The 20,545-nt window shown below is 29.7% G+C and carries 19 protein-coding genes; 10 read left to right on the forward strand and 9 right to left on the reverse strand.

What is annotated here, in order from left to right:
- Positions 1-50: 50 nt before the first annotated feature.
- The 3 genes from ACOQN8_RS14605 (at position 51) to ACOQN8_RS14615 (ending at position 3,139) form a co-directional block, all read left to right on the forward strand.
- Positions 51-1,517, forward strand: coding sequence for an aminotransferase class V-fold PLP-dependent enzyme (locus tag ACOQN8_RS14605; protein ID WP_420553222.1), 1,467 nt, complete (start codon positions 51-53; stop codon positions 1,515-1,517).
- 6 nt (positions 1,518-1,523) lie between these two features.
- Positions 1,524-2,576, forward strand: a complete 1,053-nt coding sequence (locus ACOQN8_RS14610; protein WP_420553223.1) for a M14 family zinc carboxypeptidase — start codon at positions 1,524-1,526, stop codon at positions 2,574-2,576.
- Positions 2,577-2,659: 83 nt separating this feature from the next.
- Positions 2,660-3,139, forward strand: coding sequence for an Lrp/AsnC family transcriptional regulator (locus tag ACOQN8_RS14615; RefSeq protein ID WP_182123590.1), 480 nt, complete (start codon positions 2,660-2,662; stop codon positions 3,137-3,139).
- Between the two features lie 66 nt (positions 3,140-3,205).
- On the opposite strand, the gene ACOQN8_RS14620 is transcribed toward ACOQN8_RS14615, so the two are convergent.
- From ACOQN8_RS14620 to ACOQN8_RS14635, 4 genes are all read right to left on the reverse strand, one after another.
- Positions 3,206-3,901: a pseudouridine synthase gene (locus tag ACOQN8_RS14620; RefSeq protein ID WP_420553224.1), complete on the reverse strand. Its 696-nt coding sequence runs from the start codon at positions 3,899-3,901 to the stop codon at positions 3,206-3,208.
- A gap of 2 nt (positions 3,902-3,903) precedes the next feature.
- Positions 3,904-5,109 carry a multidrug effflux MFS transporter gene (locus tag ACOQN8_RS14625; RefSeq protein ID WP_272149073.1) on the reverse strand — a complete coding sequence of 402 codons (1,206 nt, stop codon included), beginning with the start codon at positions 5,107-5,109 and terminating at the stop codon, positions 3,904-3,906.
- Positions 5,110-5,208: 99 nt separating this feature from the next.
- A complete protein-coding gene (locus ACOQN8_RS14630; protein WP_420553225.1) occupies positions 5,209-5,601 on the reverse strand; it encodes a DUF6438 domain-containing protein in 393 nt (130 codons plus the stop codon).
- Between the two features lie 100 nt (positions 5,602-5,701).
- Entirely contained in the window at positions 5,702-6,694 is a 993-nt protein-coding gene (locus ACOQN8_RS14635; protein ID WP_420553226.1) for a zinc-binding metallopeptidase, read from the reverse strand.
- Between the two features lie 165 nt (positions 6,695-6,859).
- Between ACOQN8_RS14635 and ACOQN8_RS14640 the strand changes: the two genes are divergently transcribed.
- From ACOQN8_RS14640 to ACOQN8_RS14660, 5 genes are all read left to right on the forward strand, one after another.
- Entirely contained in the window at positions 6,860-8,098 is a 1,239-nt protein-coding gene (locus ACOQN8_RS14640) for an alginate export family protein (protein WP_272149077.1), read from the forward strand.
- Positions 8,099-8,100: 2 nt separating this feature from the next.
- On the forward strand, positions 8,101-8,826 hold the full coding sequence (ric, locus tag ACOQN8_RS14645; RefSeq protein WP_420553227.1) for an iron-sulfur cluster repair di-iron protein: 726 nt from the start codon (positions 8,101-8,103) through the stop codon (positions 8,824-8,826).
- Between the two features lie 17 nt (positions 8,827-8,843).
- Positions 8,844-9,440 carry a cytochrome c nitrite reductase small subunit gene (gene nrfH, locus ACOQN8_RS14650; protein WP_150898761.1) on the forward strand — a complete coding sequence of 199 codons (597 nt, stop codon included), beginning with the start codon at positions 8,844-8,846 and terminating at the stop codon, positions 9,438-9,440.
- A 7-nt stretch (positions 9,441-9,447) separates the two neighbouring features.
- Complete coding sequence (gene nrfA, locus ACOQN8_RS14655) at positions 9,448-10,941, forward strand: ammonia-forming cytochrome c nitrite reductase (protein ID WP_150898760.1); 1,494 nt, start codon at positions 9,448-9,450, stop codon at positions 10,939-10,941.
- Positions 10,942-11,022: 81 nt separating this feature from the next.
- A complete protein-coding gene (locus tag ACOQN8_RS14660) occupies positions 11,023-14,169 on the forward strand; it encodes a cytochrome c biogenesis protein CcsA (protein WP_420553228.1) in 3,147 nt (1,048 codons plus the stop codon).
- A 104-nt stretch (positions 14,170-14,273) separates the two neighbouring features.
- Here the strand turns inward: ACOQN8_RS14660 and ACOQN8_RS14665 are convergent, their stop codons facing one another.
- Complete coding sequence (locus ACOQN8_RS14665) at positions 14,274-15,542, reverse strand: acetyl-CoA hydrolase/transferase family protein (protein WP_370630572.1); 1,269 nt, start codon at positions 15,540-15,542, stop codon at positions 14,274-14,276.
- 125 nt (positions 15,543-15,667) lie between these two features.
- Here ACOQN8_RS14665 and ACOQN8_RS14670 point away from each other — a divergent pair, with 125 nt between their 5' ends.
- Both ACOQN8_RS14670 and ACOQN8_RS14675 read left to right on the forward strand, forming a co-directional pair.
- The gene (locus ACOQN8_RS14670) at positions 15,668-16,882 is read left to right on the forward strand and encodes a hypothetical protein (RefSeq protein ID WP_420553229.1); all 1,215 of its coding nucleotides are present in this window, start codon (positions 15,668-15,670) and stop codon (positions 16,880-16,882) included.
- Positions 16,883-16,928: 46 nt separating this feature from the next.
- Positions 16,929-17,378 carry an RrF2 family transcriptional regulator gene (locus tag ACOQN8_RS14675; protein ID WP_150898756.1) on the forward strand — a complete coding sequence of 150 codons (450 nt, stop codon included), beginning with the start codon at positions 16,929-16,931 and terminating at the stop codon, positions 17,376-17,378.
- A 6-nt stretch (positions 17,379-17,384) separates the two neighbouring features.
- Here the strand turns inward: ACOQN8_RS14675 and ACOQN8_RS14680 are convergent, their stop codons facing one another.
- From ACOQN8_RS14680 to ACOQN8_RS14695, 4 genes are read right to left on the reverse strand one after another with little or no spacing between them, the layout of a single operon-like run.
- Positions 17,385-18,167: an ABC transporter permease gene (locus tag ACOQN8_RS14680; protein ID WP_420553230.1), complete on the reverse strand. Its 783-nt coding sequence runs from the start codon at positions 18,165-18,167 to the stop codon at positions 17,385-17,387.
- Positions 18,160-18,867, reverse strand: a complete 708-nt coding sequence (locus ACOQN8_RS14685; RefSeq protein ID WP_420553231.1) for an ABC transporter ATP-binding protein — start codon at positions 18,865-18,867, stop codon at positions 18,160-18,162. The genes ACOQN8_RS14680 and ACOQN8_RS14685 overlap by 8 nt, the downstream gene beginning before the upstream one ends.
- Positions 18,864-20,108, reverse strand: a complete 1,245-nt coding sequence (locus ACOQN8_RS14690) for a nitrous oxide reductase family maturation protein NosD (protein WP_420553232.1) — start codon at positions 20,106-20,108, stop codon at positions 18,864-18,866. Before ACOQN8_RS14690 ends, ACOQN8_RS14685 begins: the two co-directional genes overlap by 4 nt.
- Positions 20,109-20,543: a CopD family protein gene (locus tag ACOQN8_RS14695; protein ID WP_420553233.1), complete on the reverse strand. Its 435-nt coding sequence runs from the start codon at positions 20,541-20,543 to the stop codon at positions 20,109-20,111.
- Positions 20,544-20,545 lie beyond the last annotated feature (2 nt).

Genomic DNA, 20,545 nt, shown 5'->3' on the forward strand with positions numbered 1-20,545 from the left:
TAGACTAGATAGTTTATTAATCTTAATTTTAACTGTAATACAATCTAATTATGAATTTAGAGCAATATTTTGATAAATTTAGAAAAAACATTGTAGGAATCGATCAAACCTACCAGTCGCCTTATGGTGAACAAAAAATGGTATATACAGATTGGACTGCTAGTGGTAGATTGTATAGACCTATTGAGGAACAGTTATTATACAAATTTGGACCTTTTGTAGCCAATACACATACAGAAACATCAACTTCTGGTGCAGCTATGACCTTAGCATATCATGAGGCAAGAAATATTATAAAGCGTCATGTAAATGCATCAAAAGATGATGTTTTAATTACGGAAGGTTCTGGAATGACTGGAGTTGTAAACAAGTTTCAACGAATTTTAGGTTTAAAAGTAACTGAAAGTTTAAAAGATCATACACAAGTTCCAGCGGAGTTAAAACCAATTGTTTTTGTATCTCATATGGAGCACCATTCAAACCAAACATCATGGATAGAAACAATTGCCGATGTTGTAGTAGTACCATGTAACGATGCAGGTTTGGTATGCTTAAAAAAGTTTGAGGAAACAATCCAGAAATACAAAGACAGACCAATTAAAATAGCTTCAATAGTAGCAGGTTCAAATGTAACAGGAATTAAAACTCAGTACCATAAAGTAGCTGCATTGATACATAAATATGGTGGACTTTGTTTTGTTGATTTTGCTTGCTCAGCACCCTATGTTGATATCAACATGCACCCAGAAAAAGAAGATGAGTATTTAGATGCTATTTTCTTTTCTCCACACAAGTTTTTAGGTGGACCTGGAAGTTCTGGAGTACTTATTTTTAATAAGAAATTATACAAAAATATGGTGCCAGATAACCCAGGAGGAGGTACAGTAAGTTACACAAATCCTTGGGGAGAACATGACTATTTTGATGATGTAGAAACACGTGAAGATGGTGGTACACCAGCTTTTTTACAAACAATTAAAATAGCTTTATCAATTCAGGTAAAAGACCAAATGGGAACAGAAAACATGAAAAAACGTGAGGATGAAATAAATCCAATCATTTTTGATTGTTTAGAGAACTTAGATGGCGTTCAAATATTAGCACCAAACCATAAAGATAGATTAAGTATCTTCTCGTTTTACTTTGAAAAGTATCACTTTAATTTAGTAGTAAAATTATTAAATGATCGATTTGGAATTCAAACAAGAGGAGGGTGTTCTTGTGCTGGTACTTATGGACACTTTTTATTGAACGTAGATCAAAATACTTCACATAAAATAAAAGATCAAATATTAGAAGGATGTAATACCGAAAAACCAGGATGGGTACGTTTGTCAGTACACCCAACCATTACAAATGAAGAGGTTAATTACATCTGTAATTCATTAAATACATTAGCTAATAATATAGAAGAGTGGTCGAAAGATTATACATATGATATGCAAAAAAACGATTATATTCATATATCAGCCACACCTATAGAAAAAGAGCTAGTGGCAAACTGGTTTTCTTTATAACAATATATGAAACAAATAGCATCTTCTTTTTTAGAAAATAATTATTCAACAATTAAAGAAAGTGAAATATCTGGTAGATGGATTACCTTAAAAGATATTGAACCACTATATGAAAAATTAACTACTTCTATTCAAAAGAAAGTAATAGGAGTATCAGAAGAAGGAAGAGATATTTATCAATTAAAATTTGGTTCAGGAAAAAGAAAAATTCTTATTTGGAGCCAAATGCATGGTAATGAAAGTACAGGGACCAAAGCATTATTTGATTTCTTAAACTTTATAAAAGATTTTTCAGATTCTGAAATAGTAAAAGCTATTGAAGAAAGCTGTGAGATAGTTATGATACCAATGTTAAATCCAGATGGAGCAGAGGTATACACTCGAGTTAATGCTAATAATATAGATTTAAATAGAGATGCTGTAGCACTGGAAGCTAAAGAAAGTAAGCTGTTAAGAAAAATATTGGATGCATTTAATCCAGAGTTTTGTTTTAATTTACACGATCAAAGAACCATTTTTGGTGTAGAAGGAACTAAAAATCCAGCAACAATTTCATTTTTAGCGCCATCAGAAGATATTTCAAGAAAAGTTACAAATGGTAGAAAAGAGACCATGAATGTAATTGTAGCTATGAATTCGTTATTACAAGAATTTATTCCAAATCATATTGGACGTTATACAGATGAATTTTATCCAACAGCAACAGGAGATAATTTCCAAAAGTTAGGGCACAATACAATTTTAATTGAAGCAGGACATTATCAGGAAGATTATGACCGAGAAATGGCGAGAAAATTTAATTTTTTCGCACTATTACAGGGAATTTATCACATTTCTACAGCAAAAAACTTTGAAAATTATACCGATTATTTTTCTATTCCAAACAATATCAAGAACTTCTATGATGTAATTTATAGAACAAAAAATAATGAAAAAGATGTAGCATATCAGTATGTCGAGAAAGTAGAAAATGGTAAATTTGCACTCACCTTAACTAGAGAAAAGGAAGGAAATTTATCAACCTTTCTAGGTCATAAAGAATTCAATAAAAATAACTAAAAATTAAACTTTTGTTAAACTAAGTTGTTTTTATTTGTAAAAAAAACATATTTTAGCAGTATTACTTGAAGAAAACAAAAAAAATGAAGAAGTTCGTACTAGATGAAATCGATCACCAAATTTTAGACATTTTAATTGAAAATGCTCGTACTCCTTTTACAGACATAGCAAAGAAATTATTAGTATCGGCTGGTACTATTCATGTTCGTGTAAAAAAGATGGAAGATGAAGGAATTATTCAAGGATCTACATTAACCTTGAACTATGAAAAAATGGGATATTCGTTTATAGCCCATGTAGGTGTATTTTTAGAAAAAACATCTATGACGCAGCACGTTTTAGATAATTTACGCTTAATACCAAATGTAACGGTTGCTTATGTTACTGCTGGAAAATATAATATATTTTGTAAAGTAAGAGCAAAAAGCACAAACGATGCAAAAGATATTATTTATCAAATTGATGATATTCATGGTGTAAACCGTACAGAAACTATGATTTCTTTAGAAGAAAGTATTAATGATAAAAAGCGTTTAATGCACGCTATTTTTAAAGAAATTTAATTTTAGGATAAATTAATTAAAAAAGGGTTACATAAAAATGTAACCCTTTTTTAATATTATTAGTTTTTAAATATTCCAATTAAATTTCCCGAAAAGAATATTCCAATCATTAGGAAGCTTTGTTTCTAATATCATTTCCTTGTTAGATATTGGGTGCTTAAATGTCAAAGAATATGCATGAAGAAAAAGGTTTTCACAGTTAAAGTTTTCTATAAACATAGTATTATGATTCTTATCACCATATTTAGGATCACCAATTAGAGGGTGACTTATCTTATTCATATGAATACGTAATTGATGTAAGCGCCCTGTTTTGGGAGATAATTTAACTAAGCTATACCGTGAAGTATCATAAGGTTTTACAGGAATATCAAGAGTTATCTTATCTACTAATTCAAGTAAAGTCTCAGCTTCTTTATGCACATTTGCATCTCTACCTTTTACAGGAGAATCAATTATTTTTGCTTCAGGAGCATGTCCTCGAACAATTCCATAATATGTTTTTTGAATTTCATTATTGGTAAACAATTCTTGGAACTTAGAAACAAAAGAAGTTTCTTTTGCTAATAGAATAATACCAGAAGTTTTTCTGTCTAGTCTATGAATAGGGTAAAACTTCTTTCCAAATTGATTAAATAATAATTGTAATAAAGAGTCTTCATCAGAAACATTTCTAGAATGATGTGCATGATGTACAACAACATTATTAGGTTTAGATACACAAATAATATATTCGTCCTCAAAAAGTATGTCTAATGCCATAATTAGCTTTTTACTGCTTTAAGTTTAGTAGTTTTTAATAAAACTATTGATAAGGTACCACAAACTAGAAATCCAATGAATAACGGAAGGGTAGTGGTAATAACAAATTTACCTATAAAAGTAGCTATAGGTACAGCCATAATTGTAGAAACAAATCCATTAATAGCCGCTCCAATACCAGCAATATGTCCTACAGGTTGCATAGCAAGTGCTCTTAAGTTTCCAAATAGAAAACCAATTGCAAAAAATTGTAAAGCAAAGAAGGTTAATAAAATTACAATACTTGGGTTTTCTTTTTGATAAAATAAAAAGATATATAAAATTGGAATCAATGTAAATACAACCAAAAAGACAGAAACCAATTTATACATACCAAATTTCATAACGAAAGTTCCGTTTAAAAAAGTAGCAAAACCTACAGCTATTGCAAGACCTGCGAAGATGTATGGAAACTCATCTACTAAATGATATTGTTCTTGAAATATTTGTTGAGATGCACTTAAATAAACCATAAAGGATCCAGTGATAAATCCAGATATTAAAGTAAAAACAATGGCTTGTTTATGCTTTATGAATTCTTTAGTACCAGTAATAAATAATTGGAAAGAAAATTTAATTTTATTCTCTTCCTTTAAAGTTTCTGGTTGACGTTTCCATAGCCAAATCATGACAATAACTCCAAAAATTAACTGACTATAAAATATAGATTTCCACCCATAAATATCTAACATTAACTTACCTATTGCTGGTGCTACAACTGGAACCATGATAAAAATAACAACAATAAACGACATTATTTTAGCCATATAATCGCCACTAAAAGAGTCTCTAACCATAGCTATGCTTATCGTTCTAGGAGCTGATAATCCAATTCCTTGAAGTATTCTACCAAAAACCATCATTTCAATAGAAGAGGCACTTACACAAATAAAACTAGCAATGACAAAAAGTATAAAACCACCATAAATTATGGGTTTTCTACCTAAGCTATCGGAAATAGGGCCAGATATTAATTGACCAAAACCTAAACCTAAGAAAATCATTGTTACAAGTAATTGATTATCACTTGATGCTTGTTGTATGTTAAGAGATAATCCTATTTGTTCTAAAGCAGGTAATAAAGCATCTATTGATAAAGCTACTAACGACATTAATGAGGCCATTAAAGCTATGAATTCTAATTTAGAATTGTTTTCTTGTTTTTGCATTCGGCAAAAATACTGCGTTTATCTTCAGTATAACCATTTATAACCAAAAAAAGACCATTTTTATACAATGGTCTTTTTAAAACAAACAAATAGAAAAAACTACTCAATAATTTTTTCCAATAACCTAACTAAGTCTTTTATTTTTTCTTTATTTCTTACCGAAAGTTTTTTACCATTATACTTTAATATCGTAGAAGGTAAATCTCTTATAGTTTCATTTTTTATATTGAAATCAACTTTTTTAAGTTCATCTTCAATTTCCTGTAATTGATTTTTAGAAAGAGAGAATTTATGTTCACCTTCTAAAGTTACATTTTGTAATCCCTTATAAATTACTTTACCATCATTATAAACATACATGTCAAAAACGGGACATTTACCCATACATGGAGTTTTACCATAATATAATAACGGAGTCTCTTTCATGTTTTTAGATAAAGAACAGCTACTAAGAACAGTAAAAAATAATAAGTATAATAACGATTGTTTCATATTTAATAGTTTAAAAATGACGCCATCAAGAGATAAATGATTGAAGGGTAGTATAGAAGGGTATTTACTCTCAACAGCGCCTTTTAACGTATATAAATTATTAATGTCTACATTTAGTTTTATAAGGATTTCCAAAAGTATTAGCTTGTTTCCATTTACCAGGTTCAGGTAATTCAATTGCATAAGCTTTACCTTTTCCTCTGAGCTGTAAATTTTTTCTAATATGATTTCTAAATTCTAACAATTCATTCTTTTCATACATTAGAAGAATTTTCTTTTCAGCTATAGTATTACCAACTGGTTTATCTTTTCTAGTAATGAATGTTGCAAATACTTCGGCAATATCCTCAGGAGGGTTTGTTGAGGCATATTGGGTTACAAACTTTTCTTTATGTTTATTATAGAATTTTTGTTGAGACTCTTGATCTTTTTTAGCTATTTGATATTCATCCCAAATATCTTTCCAATATTTTCCATGTAATTCATTTATATAAGAATTGTCTTTAGCACAACCTTCTCCTGGAAAATAGTTTTTACAATTTTCTGCTGTAATGGCAGCATTCAATTGAGTGTCGTTTAAAGTTAAAACATGCCCAAATTCATGAATAATAGTATAAGAAACTTCTCCACCAGCATTAAAACCACCTTGATAAGCATAATTAATAGCAATACCCATTTTCCAACTAGATAAATCTTTTTTTAATTGTACTACAAAACCAGCACTTCCAGAAACTGAGCCATTGTAAATTAAAAATTCACCCATTTTTTTTCGTTGATTTAATGGTACTATCTTTTTTACTAAATCCCATATCTGATTATGTTTAGCAACATCTTTCTGATATTCTAAATCTTGCCCAGTAACTTTATAATCTTTGATTTTTGAAATATTATCGCCATCAATTTTATATAAAGTAATTTCACCATCACTACCTTGTTCTTGACTACCAGTGTTTCCAGAATTTGAACCGTTAGAGTTACCAGTAGCATTAGCATTAGAAGGGATTACAATAGTATCATCATTGTTACACGAGTTTATCACTAAAATTGATAAAACAATGAAAAGAGGTATAATTAATCTTTTGATTTTCTTCATAATGTTTAAATTTTAATTAGTAACTAAATCCGCGCGGTTATATAAGTTAAACAGCAATAACAAAATCTACCCTACTTAAAAAAATGCATCTATGATTTTTATCATAGAATAAAGAATTGTTTCTACTGAAATTTGTGCTTATAGATAATGTAAAATCGAATTATTATGAAAGTATTTAAATTTCTCTCAGCATTTTTACTGTTATTCTCATTAACAGGTTATGCACAACAATTACAAATTGATGCTGAAATACGTCCTCGTGCAGAATACAGACATGGCTTTAAAACGTTATTTCCAGATAACGCAAAAGCAGCTTTATTTACATCGCAAAGAACACGTGTAAATATTGATTATAGAATTGAGAAATTGAACTTTTATGTAAGTGTTCAAGACGTTAGAGTTTGGGGAGATGTACCTCAATTAAATTCAAGCGATTCAAATGGATTAAGTATACACCAAGCATGGGGAGAAATTATGTTAGACTCTAATTTTTCTTTAAAACTAGGGCGTCAAGAAATTGTTTACGATGATAGTAGAATGTTTGGTAATGTAGCTTGGGCACAACAAGCTAGAAGTCATGATTTGGCGCTATTAAAATATAGAAAAAACACTTTTAAGTTAGATGTTGGTTTAGCGTTCAATCAGTCTAGAGAAAATATTATTGGTACAAACCTAACAACACCCAATACATATAAAGCATTACAGTATGCATGGATTCATAAAGATTTTGAGAATTTCTCAGGTAGTTTTTTATTCTTGAATAATGGACTACAATCTACTTCTGGAATAAAATATAGCCAAACTGTTGGTACACATTTAAAAGCTAAAAGAAATAAATTAAATATAGCGGCTAATATCTTTTATCAGTTTGGAAACGATGTTAATAACAATGATTTAAGCGCTTATTTATTTGGTTTAGAATCAAACTACAAGGTAACAAACAAAACAACTGTAGGTTTAGGTGTTGAGTTACAAAGCGGTAACGATTACAATATTGCAAGTGGAAAGAACAATGCTTTTAATCCTTTTTATGGAACAAACCACAAGTTTAATGGGTTTATGGACTATTTCTATGTTGGAAATCACATAAACAGTGTAGGGTTATTAGATATTTATGCTAAAGCAAATTTTAAATTAAATCCAAAATCTAATTTAACAGCATTTGTTCATAATTTTTCTGCTGCTGCCGACATCAATAGCACAGTTTCAAAACAGCTAGGAACAGAAGTAGATCTTGTTTATGGATATAGATTTACTAAAGAAATTGGAGTTAAAGCTGGGTATTCTCACTTATTTGCTTCAGAAGGAATGAGAGCATTAAAAGGAAACTTTGAAAATACCAACAACTGGGGATGGGTAATGGTAACTATTAATCCTGTATTATTTAAAACGAAAAATAAATAGTTATGGTAGTGTCAAGAGAAAAAACAGTAGCAGCGTATGTTACCGAAAATATTAAAACTGCACATATTTTCAAGAAGCATGGAATAGATTTTTGTTGTGGAGGAGCTATTACGGTAGAAAAAGCTTGTAAAAAAAACAATGTTGACCAAGCAATTTTAGAAAAAGAGCTTTCTGAAGTAGATAAAGTGGTAGATAAATTGCAAGACTTTGATAGTTGGAGCTTAGATTTTTTAATAGTTTATATTGAAAATCTTCACCATACATATGTAAGAGAAAGTCTTCCTTTATTATCTCAATATGCTAATAAGGTAGCAAAAGTTCATGGACATCATTATGAAGAAGTAATTATAGTAAATAAGCTCTTTCATGAAGTAGCAAACGAGTTAATTTCTCACATGCAAAAAGAAGAGCAAATTTTATTTCCATTTATAAATCAGTTGGTAGATGCCAAAAAGAAAAAGGAAGTATATAAACGACCTCCATTTGGCACCGTAAATAATCCAATTAAAATGATGGAGCATGAGCATGAAAATGCAGGAGGTGTTTTAAAGGAAATAGCTAGGTTAACAAACAATTATACACCACCAGAAGGAGCGTGTAATACGTTTAAAGCTTTATATGCTAAACTAGAAGAGTTTGAACAAGATTTACATCAGCATATACATTTAGAAAATAACATTTTACATCCAAAGGCTATTAAGTTAGAAAAAGAGTTAACAGCCTCTTAAAGATAAAAACAAAAGACTTGAATTTTAATCGCGAAATATTACCAAATAAAAAATCTAAATGGAGAAAAGTAGCTATTGTTTTAATAGGAATAGTTACAGGATTAGGTTTTTTTATGGCAAAAGAGGCTTCTTTAGTTTCTTATATGTCAGATGATCCCTTGGCATGTGTAAACTGTCATGTAATGACGCCTATGTACAATAGTTGGATGCATAGTTCGCATAGAGAGCAAGCTTCTTGTAATGATTGTCATGTACCACATGATAATGTTTTTAACAAATATTATTTCAAAGCTAAGGATGGTTTATTTCATGCTTCGGTTTTTACAGCAAGAGCAGAACCAGAGGTAATGTTTATGAGAGAAGCTTCACAAGAAGTAGTACAAAACAATTGTATAAGATGTCATATACAACAGGTAACACAAGTAAAATACGACGGTTGGCTTGAAAATCATCAAGAAAATAGAACAGAACGTAAATGTTGGTCTTGTCATCAAGAACTTCCCCATGGTACGGTGCATGGAATTTCTACTATAAGAAATAACATTGCTCCAATCCCCACAGATAATGTAGAAACGGTAATTCCAGAATGGCTTAATCAACAAATAAAAAAGTAACAAAACAATGAAAAACAAATTATTATTCTTAGTAACTGTAGTAGTCGTTTTTCTACTAGGGCTACTAGCTTCAAGCATTGTAAATAGAAAAAATGAAGCAAAGTATAAATACGTACCTCAGGTAGAAATTAGCGAAAATGAGCCTAGAAATGAAGAATGGGGTAAAAATTTTCCGGCAGAGTATCAATCTTTCTTACAAACTGAAAAAAGTGATTTTGAATCTTTTCAAGGAGGTTCGAAAATGAGAGATATGTTAGAAGAAGACACTCGTTTAGTAGTACTTTGGGCTGGTTATGGTTTTTCAAAAGATTATAGTCAAGGTCGTGGTCACCAAAATGCAGTGGTCGATTTACAAAACAGTTTAAGAACTGGAGGGCCTAAAGGAAAAGGAGATGGACCAATGCCAGCTACTTGTTGGACATGTAAAAGTCCTGATGTACCTAGGTTGATGAATGAAGTTGGAATTACAGAGTTTTATAAAGGAAAATGGGCCGATAAAGGACATGAAGTAATAAATCCAATAGGTTGTGCAGATTGTCACGATTCAAAAACAATGAAACTTACAATTACCAGACCAGCATTGGTAGAAGCTTTTGAAGCAATGGGTAAAGACATTAACAAAGCAACTCACCAAGAAATGCGTTCGTTAGTATGTGCACAGTGCCATGTTGAGTATTATTTTGATAAGAAAAAACCAGGTAAAGAAGGAGTTCCATATTTAACATTTCCATGGAAAAACGGAATGTCTGTTGAGGCAATGGAAAAGTATTATGATGATATGAATTTTAAAGATTGGACGCACAAATTAAGTAAAGCTCCTATGTTAAAAGCACAACATCCAGGGTATGAAACTTATTTAACAGGAGTACACGCAGATAGAGGGGTTTCTTGTGCCGATTGCCATATGCCTTATAAGAGTGAAGGTGGACAGAAATTTACCGATCACCATATACAATCTCCAATGAATAATGTAGCAAATTCATGTCAAGTTTGCCATAGAGAAGAAGCAGATAAGTTAAAAGCAAATGTATATGAGCGTCAACAAAAATCTACAGAAGCAAGGTTAAAGCTAGAAGATGCTTTAGTAAGAATGCATGTAGAAGCAAAAAAATGTTGGGACTTAGGAGCTACAGAAGAACAAATGAAAGATATTTTGATGGATATCCGTCATGCTCAATGGCGTTGGGATTATGCAGCAGCTTCACACGGTGCTTCTTTTCACTCACCAGTAGAAACGGGTAGAGTTATAGCAAGTGGTTTGGACAAAGCTACAGAAGGACGTGTAAAATTAGCTCGTTTGTTAGCAGAATTAGGGTACAATAAGCCTGTAGAAATGCCAGATATTTCTACTAAAGAGAAAGCACAAGCATACATAGGCTTAGACATGGAAAAACTTCATAAAGAAAAGGAAGAGTTTAAACAAAATTTACTTCCAAAATGGTTAGAGGAAGCAAAAGAAAGAGAAAAGACTTACGGAAGTAAAAAAGTTTCTTTGAATTAATTAAAACTTCAGTGTTTAGATGTTAAAAGATAATTTTTAGAGGTTAAACTTTAAAAATTATCTTTTTTAAATAAGTAAAATATGCAAAAACTATATAAAATTTTATCATCATCTTCATTAGCATTACTATTATTGCTAGTATTTGCAATTGCTATGGGAGTAGCTACCTTTGTTGAAAACGATTACGGAACAGCTGTTGCTTGGGCTAGTATTTATGATGCTTGGTGGTTTGAAATAGTAATGTTAGGACTAGGAATTAGTTTCTTTTTGCATATTTTTAAATACAATTTGTTAAGTAAGCGTAAGTGGGCTATTTTTCTTTTTCATTTAGCCTTTGTTATTGTTTTGTTTGGTGCTGGAATAACACGTTATACTTCTTATAGCGGGATTATGCGTATTAGAGAAGGAGCAACTTCAAATGTAATTATTTCAGATACCAAACTATTATCAGCTACATTTATAAAGGACAATCAACGTAAAACGACTCAAGAAAAATTACAACTCTCTCCTTTAAGAGATAATAGTTTTCATTTTCAAGAAAATATAAAGAATACACCTATTTCAATTTCATTTAAAGAGTATGTAGCGGATGCATCTCCTGAAGTAATTACAGATAGCATTATAGGAGTTCCTTTACTTAAAATGGTTACAACGACAGGTAATGGAAGGAATACAATTTATTTACAAAAAGGAGAAATAGAAAAAATAGGAAAACATCAGCATGAAGTTGGATTTGAAGCTAATAAAGAAGGAATTATTAATATTATAGAGGAAGATGGTAAGTTTAAAATGATTACTCCACATCCAATAGATTTCTTTATGATGTCAAATCAGCAAGCTGGTAGAATTAAACATGATAGCTTACAAGAAATTAATTTAAGAACTTTATTTAGATCGGGCGATTTTTCATTTGTACCTACTTCATACCATCCAAAAGGAAAGTTTAAGTTAATAAGTTCAGCAAAAAGCAAAACAGATAACGATGTTTCTTTAGACGATGCTCTTATTGTAAATCTAACTGTAGGAAAAGAAACACAAGAAGTAAACTTATTATACAGAGAAGGTTTTTTACCAATAAAACATCAAGTAGATTTTAAAGATGGAACGCAAGTTATTTTGTCTTACGGAGCTGGAGCAATTCAGACACCATTTTCTATAAAGTTAAATGATTTTCAACTAGAAAGATATCCAGGATCGTCTAGTCCATCTGCTTATGCAAGTGAAGTAACCGTAATAGATCAAAAAGAAAACTTTGATTATCGTATTTTTATGAATAACGTTTTAGATTATAAAGGATTTCGTTTTTTTCAAGCAAGTTATGATACAGACGAAAAAGGAACGGTGCTTTCTGTTAATCACGATTTTTTAGGTACTTGGGTAACTTATTTGGGCTATTTATTAATGGGAATAGGGATGTTTTTTACTTTTTTTGGAAAGGCTTCACGTTTCCAACTTATAAATAAAAAATTAAAGAAATTGAAAATTAAAGCTACAATTATAGCGCTTCTTTTAATTACATTTAATTCAACATTTGCTATAACTAAACAAGATTCTATACCTAAAGAAATAGCTATTGAAAGATTAGTTTCTTCCTTAGAAATAGATAAACAACAATCAGAAATATTTGGACGTTTGTTAGTTCAAGATTTAGATGGTCGTATTAAACCAATTAATACATTGGCATCTGAATGTGTTCGAAAAATTTCTCGAAAATCAAATTTTAAATACCCAATTGCTACTGGAACAATAAAATTGGATGTAAATCAAGTTTTTTTAGGAATGCACATGGTGCCACAATTATGGCAAAGAATTCCAATTATTAAAGCAGATGTTGATAAAACAGGAGACTTATTAAAAGATGTAATTCAAGGTAAAAATGGTTTATACTCATTTATTAGTTTTTTAGATAAAGAAGGAAATTACTTATTATCAAATGAAGTAGAAGAAGCCAATAAAAAGAAACCTGCCGAACGTAATGAGTTTGATAAAGAGGTTTTAAAGATTGATGAGCGTTTTAATATTTTGTATAACTTATTTACAGGGAACTATTTAAAAATATTTCCTAAAAAAGGAGATGAGAATAATACATGGTATAGTTATAATCATCATTTTAATGATTTTACTGAAGAAGATGCACGTTTTACTAAAACAATTTTACCAAGTTATTTTAAAGATTTAGAACAAGGGAAATATAAAGAAGCTTATCAAAAAATGCTTTATATTAAAAAGTATCAGGAAGTGTTAAGTGCTGATATTATTCCAACAGAAGAAAGAGTAGAAGCAGAGCTATGGTATAACAAAGCGAATATAAATTTTTGGTTGTTCCAAGTATTTTTCACTGTAGGACTTTTACTTCTAATCTTAGCCGTGGTAAAGATGTTTGCTGAAAAGAGATGGATTAATTTTTTATGGAATGGATTAATTTTAATCACATTAGTATCTTTCTTATTCTTTACATTTAATATTATTTTAAGATGGTATATAGCTCAACACGCACCATGGAGTAATGGATATGAAATGCTTATTTTTGTAGCTTGGTGCTTACTTTTAAGTGGTTTGATAACTTTTAGAAAGTCAGATTTTTCATTGCCATTAGCTACTTTGTTTACTGGAGCTTTATTATTTGTAAGTTATTTGGATTGGTTAAATCCAGAGATAACCAACTTAATGCCTGTATTAAAATCGTATTGGTTAAAAATACACGTAGCTACAATTGTAAGTAGTTACGCACCATTAGCTTTATCGGCAGTTTTAGGAGTTATGGCGTTGTTTTTAATGTTATTTAAAACAAAAAAGAACAAAACTATTATAGAGTTAAAAATTAAAGAACTTAGCTATATAAATGAACTTTCTATGACTATAGGATTGTTTACTTTATCTATAGGAACGTTTTTAGGAGGAGTATGGGCAAATGAAAGTTGGGGACGCTATTGGGCATGGGATCCAAAAGAAACCTGGGCATTAATTAGTATAATAGTTTATGCAATTGTTTTACACTTACGTTTTGTACCAAAGTTGAATAATTTCTTTGTTATCAATACAGCAAGTATGTTTGCTTTTTGGTCAATTATTATGACTTCTTTTGGTGTAAATTATTATTTATCAGGTTTACACAGTTATGCTTCAGGAGATCCTGTACCAATACCAAGTTTTGTGTATGTAATTCTATTTAGTATGATTTTATTAACTGTTTTAGTAGTATACAAACGAAAGCAATCGATAAAATAACATTATGAATTTCGAATTTTGTTAGAAAAATATAATAGAAAACTCCATAGTCAATAAAGATTATGGAGTTTTTAATTATAAGGGGAGGGGAAAAATGAAAAGTTTTATAACGAAAATCTTTTGGCAGCTTCTCGTTCTAATTCTTCTCTAAAATTTGGATGAGCAATAGAAATTAAAGCTTTTGCTCGTTGCTTTAAACTTTTACCAAATAAATTAACTACTCCATATTCTGTTGCTACATAATGAACATGGGCTCTTGTTGTAGTAACACCAGCTCCTTCTTTTAAGAAAGGTGTAATTTTTGAAATTCCTTTAGGTGTCATTGATGGCATAGCAATAATAGCTTTTCCTTCTTTAGATAAAGATGCTCCACGGATAAAATCCATTTGACCACCTACACCAGAATACTGGTATTTACCAATAGTATCGGCACAAACTTGCCCAGTTAAATCAATTTCAATAGCACTATTAATAGCTGTTACTTTTGGATTTAATTTAATAAGTGAGGTATCGTTTGTATAACCAGCTTCTTTAAAGTGTACTAAAGGATTATCGTCAATAAAATCATATAGTTTTTGAGAACCTACAGCAAAACAAGTAACAATTTTACCTGTTTTAATTTCTTTCTCTTCACCAGTAATAATCCCTTTTTCTACTAAGGGAAGAATACCATCAGAAAACATTTCGGTATGAATTCCTAATCGTTTATGATTGGTTAGGTTATGAAGCACAGCATTTGGAATATTTCCAATACCCATCTGTAAAGTAGCACCATCATCAATTAATCCAGCAACGTGTTTTCCTATTTGAGATTCAATTTCAGAAGGACTTCCTGTAATAGATTCGTGTATTGGTGAATTTACTTCAACAGCATAATCAATGTTTTTAATATGGATTATTCCATCACCATGTGTTCTAGGTACATTTGGATTTATTTGAGCAATAACTACTTTGGCCGTTTGAATAGCTGGTAAGGTAATATCTACAGATACTCCTAAAGAACAATATCCATGCTTATCTGGAGGAGAAACTTGAATAAAAGCTACATCTAAAGGATAAATTCCTCTTCTAAACAACCAGTGAATTTCACTCAAGAAAATAGGCACATAATCACCATTATTTGTGTTAACTCCTTTTCTAACATTGTTTCCTACAAAACAACTAATCAACTTAAAAGAATTAGAATATGGTTCTTCTAAGTATTTAGCTTCACCATGTGTATGAATTTGAATAATTTCTACATTAGATAGCTCTTTATAACGCTCACATAAATTATCTATTAATACATTAGGAGTCATTGCTGCTCCTTGAAAAAATATTTTATCGTTAGATTTTACAATTGAAACAGCTTCCTCTGCGGTTACAATTTTCATCATATCTCTACTCATCATTTTGTTTTATTTATTGCAAAGTTCCGCCGAAAGCTGATGGTATAAAATGATAAAAATCATATTAGTTTTAAGATTATTTTTATCTCATATTCCGTATTTTTACAAGTATGCTATCATCAAATAATTTCTTGCAAAAACATAGTAAAATAGCTTTAGGTTATTTTTTTATCATAGCTTTTTTAGGCGTTTTATTGCGTTTGTTTTCTGTTTATGATTTATCGTTTACTTATCGGTTTGTAGTGCATACACACTCACATATTGCCTTATTAGGGTGGGTATATACAGCTATAACAACACTCATTTTTAAGATGTATTTGAGTGAATTAAATATAAAAAGTAAATATCAGAAAATATTTTGGGCAACTCAAGTAACTATCATAGGAATGTTAGTTACATTTCCATTTACTGGATATGCTTTATTTTCTATTATTTTTTCTACACTATTTTTAATTGTTTCATATATATATGCATACATATTGTTTAAGCATACCCCTGTAGAACAGAAAAAAACACATTCCTATCAATGTGTTCGTATAGCTTTATGGTATATGATTATCTCTAGTATTGGTCCATGGGCTTTGGGAGTAATTATGAAAACAGCAGGAAGTGGTTCCGATTTATATAAGAACGCAATTTATTTTTACCTTCATTTTCAATACAATGGATGGTTTATTTTAGCATTGTTTGGTATTGGATTCTATATTTTAGAAAAACAAAATATTCGAATTTCTAAGAGCGTTTTTAATATATTCTTTTGGTTAATGAATCTTGGAGTTATTTTAACTTTTGGTATTTCATTATTATGGATGAAACCTCATCTTGGAGTTTATTTAGTTTCAGGGTTAGGTGCTGTATTTCAATTAATATCATTCATTTATTTAATATATAAATTAAGAGATTCTAAAGAAAAAATTAAAAAGTCATATTCAGGTTTTTTCCTTAAAACATTAAAAGTGGTAGTTCTTTTATTTTTCTTAAAACTAGTGTTTCAATTATTAGGAACAATTCCAGAAATAGCAAATAGAACTGCTTCGAATATAGATTTAGTTATAGGCTATTTGCATTGGATTTTTTTAGGAGTAGTTAGTATTTGTTTACTACTGTTTTTGTATAGTTTTAAACTTGTAACTTTGTCAAAAAGAAGTATTGCTTTTTATGTAACTGGATTTCTTTTAACCGAAGTGCTAATTTTTTATAAGGCGCTAACTTCTTGGTTTAATCTATTACTAATTAATTTTTATTTCGAAGCTTTAGTTATTGTTAGTTTTATATTTTTTATAGCGATAACTTACATTTTTATGAGTCAGTTTAAACGAAAATAATAAAGACTAAAACATCTTTTTTATTACTTTTATATAAAAAACGTGAATGTTATCAAATGCTTGTAAATATGCTATTCGATCAGTACTTTATTTAGCTATTCATAATGAAGAAAATAGTAGAGTAGGAGTAAAAAAAATTGCTGAAGAGTTAAGTGTACCTCAACCTTTCTTAGCAAAATTATTACAACAGCTTACAAAAAGTAAATTAGTTTCTTCTTCAAAAGGTCCAACAGGAGGTTTTTATTTGAATGAACTCAACTTTAAGAATACTGTTTGGGATATTATAAAAAGTATAGACGGAACCGATAAGTTTGATCAATGCTTTATGGGATTGTCTTCTTGTGACGATAAAAATCCTTGTCCCGTTCATTTTACAGTTGCTCCATTTAAAAAGAAATTAATGGACGATTTTAAAGACAAAACCATTAGAGAGTTTACAAAAGAGATAAAAATTAAAGGAAGACATATTTCTTTAAAGCAATTAGATGTAAACTAATTCAAGTTAAAAGTCTTTCTTTTTTGATTTTAAAACAATTTTCCAAGTAGGTAAAACTACCCATAATATTAAAACAATACTTGAGAGTAACATTCCAAAGTTAGTTCCAAAGAACTTTTGAAACACAGCTCCTGTATAGCCTAATAAGGCTGAAATATCTAGTTTTAATAGAATTAATATTCTCGATAGGTCTACAGGATTAAAAAGTGTAGAGAATAGAGAAAATTGATCTAAAGGATACTCTTGAAAAACAATTAAAGAAATTAGAAATAAGCCGTCATAAATAACTGCTAAAAACAACCATAATAAAATAGCATAACCAAATCCTTTTATTTTGTTTTCATTAGCTAAACCAATATTAAATGCTAAAGCCACGAAAATAAAGGTTAAAAAAGCACCAATAGCTAATAAAGAAATAAAGTTAAAAATAGCAGAAGATTGTATTACTCCATAGGCTAAAAAAGGTATGCCTAAACCTAATACTAAACTTAGAGAAAGAGATAGAGAGACTCCAGTATATTGTCCTAAAAATATGGTACTTCTTTTTAAAGGTTGTGCTAATAAAAGTTCTGTAAATTCCCTTGAATTATAATAGTACATAATTCCGAAAATGGTTCCTATTAAAGGAGTTAGTACCACTATAATATTCATTAAGGTAATCACAGCTTTAGAGGTATCATTATTTAGAAATAATAAAACAAAACCAATAACTAAATAAAAGAAGAAATATACATAACTCCATCTACTTCGTAGTAAATCCGAAAAACTATATTTTAATATTTTAAGCATGTTCCTTAGTTAAAATGTTAGCAATTGCATGTTCTAAATCAGTTTGATTGGTTTGCTCTTTTAGTTGCTCAATTTTTCCTTTAAAGTGAATTTTTCCATCTAAAAGAAACACAATTTCATCAGACATTTCTTCAACAAAACTCATGATATGAGAAGTAATTAAAATGGTTTTTCCTTTTTCTTTCTCCCATTTAATCAATTCTTTTAAATGCAGTAATGAAATAGGGTCTAAACCAGTTGTAGGTTCATCTAGTATTATTAAATCACTATTAAACATAAAGGTTAACACCAAGTTGACTTTTTGTTTGGTACCTCCAGATAAATTCCCAAGTTTTTGTTTTAAAAAAGGTTGCAACCCAAAGAGTTCTATCAACCCTGAATCTAAAGCTTCTTTTGTACGAACATCTTTAATCATTTGAATTAACTCTGATACAGTAAGGTTCTCAGGGAAATTAGCAATTTGCGGTAGGTAATTTATGTTATTGCGATAGGTGTGCTTTTTTAAAATATCCTTGTCGTTTATTTTAATAGTTCCCTTATCAGGAATTACCATTCCTAAGATACTTTTTATAAGCGTAGTTTTTCCAGAACCATTTGGACCTAGTATTGCAAAAATTCCTTTAGACTGAATATCTAAATCCAATTCTTTCAATACAGTAATTTTACCAAAAGTTTTATGTAAGTTTTTAATGTGTATCATTTTATCTTGTTCATTGATGGTTCTTTATCTACTAAATTATCTGGAGTAAATGCTGGTGATATTTTTTCAGAAAAATTGATAATATCTACAAACAAACTTCTTAACAATACTATTGCTTCTGGAGTCTTATTTACTACATAAGAAAAGAGTTTTACAGGTCTGTATGGTACATCTCCAATTCCGTTTTTATCTAAATCATAACCTGTATAAGAGCTCCAGTAATTGTTATTAAAACTATTGTCATTTAGTTTACTATTGTATGATAAATCGAAAGAATTGTTTAAAAAATTATTTCTATAAAATTTATTAGCATAGCAAGCTCCGGCTATTTTTAAAGCCCATCCGTTACTAGTAAAAGTATTTTTAGAATAGTTAATTCTTGTAGATCCTTCAATATTAATTGCTGTAGTGTTTTCTTGAAAGGTATTGTTATTAATTTCAGCATCATAAATTTCTTTTAATAACAATCCATAGGAAGCTGTTCCCCAATTTTTTAAAAAGGTATTGTTGGTCATTGTTATAAACTTTGAAAACATTACTGCTACACCTGAACCGTTATTTTCAAAAGTATTATGATGATATTCATCGTTGTTAGAGAACATAAAATGTAACCCATATCGTAAGTTTTTAAAACTTGAGTTATTAAGAACCTTACTATGGGTTACAAATTCAAAATAGATACCGTCTCTTAAATTATGAACTTTATTCTCTTCTATGAGAACATTAGAACTATGCCATAAGTGAATACCATTTCCCGATCCTGCTTCATCTTTAGCTTCACTAGAAATATGGTTGTTTTTGATAAGTCCATGGTGAGATTTTTCAATTAAAATCCCGAAAAACACAGTTTTTAAACGAACATTTTCAATCTTAAAATGCTTGCTTTTAGAAATGTAGATAGCAGCAAAATCTTTGGTGTAACTTTTACCTACATTTTCTAAAGTAATTCCATTAATAGCAACACTATCTGAAGCTATTTTAAGAATGTATCCTTTTTTATTTCCATTAATAATGGCTTCTTTATTGCCTATAATAGTTAAAGGTTTATTTATAAATATATCATGTTCGTTATATACACCTTTTCCTAAATAAATGGAATCATGTTTAGAAGCTACTTTAACCGCTTCTTGTATTGTTTTAATTTTACAATTAGAACAAACACGTAGCTGTTGCGCATTCACAAACATTCCAGTAAAAAGGAAGATACAAGTGATTATATGATATGTAACTTTTAGTTTCATTTAAAATAGTAAACCAGTTCTAAAACTAACTCCAACCAATACAAATAGAATACTTACAAGGGTAACTAGAATAATATGAGCAGCTAATGGTTTTAGTTTTCTTTTTGGGATTAGAAAAAAACGTGCATGAATGGCTAATGCTAGTGTGGTTGCTAATAAAACTAGTTTTAGTATTATATGTTTAGAAAGATAAGACTCTAATGTAAACCAACTAGCTAGCTCAGGTACTCGAATTAAAGCCAATGATATACCACTAATAACCAGTACTAATAAAGCAGGTAACCCCACAGGTTCATATGCCTTTTCAAAATTTTCAACTATTGAAAAATCATTCTTTTTTAAGGCTTTTGGGAGAAAACGAATAGCCAGAATTAAATGGCCTCCAACCCAAATTGAAGCAGCAATAATATGTACAAAAATTAAAAGTGAATACATTT

This window comes from Tenacibaculum aiptasiae (assembly GCF_965221665.1).
GTDB lineage: Bacteria > Bacteroidota > Bacteroidia > Flavobacteriales > Flavobacteriaceae > Polaribacter > Polaribacter aiptasiae.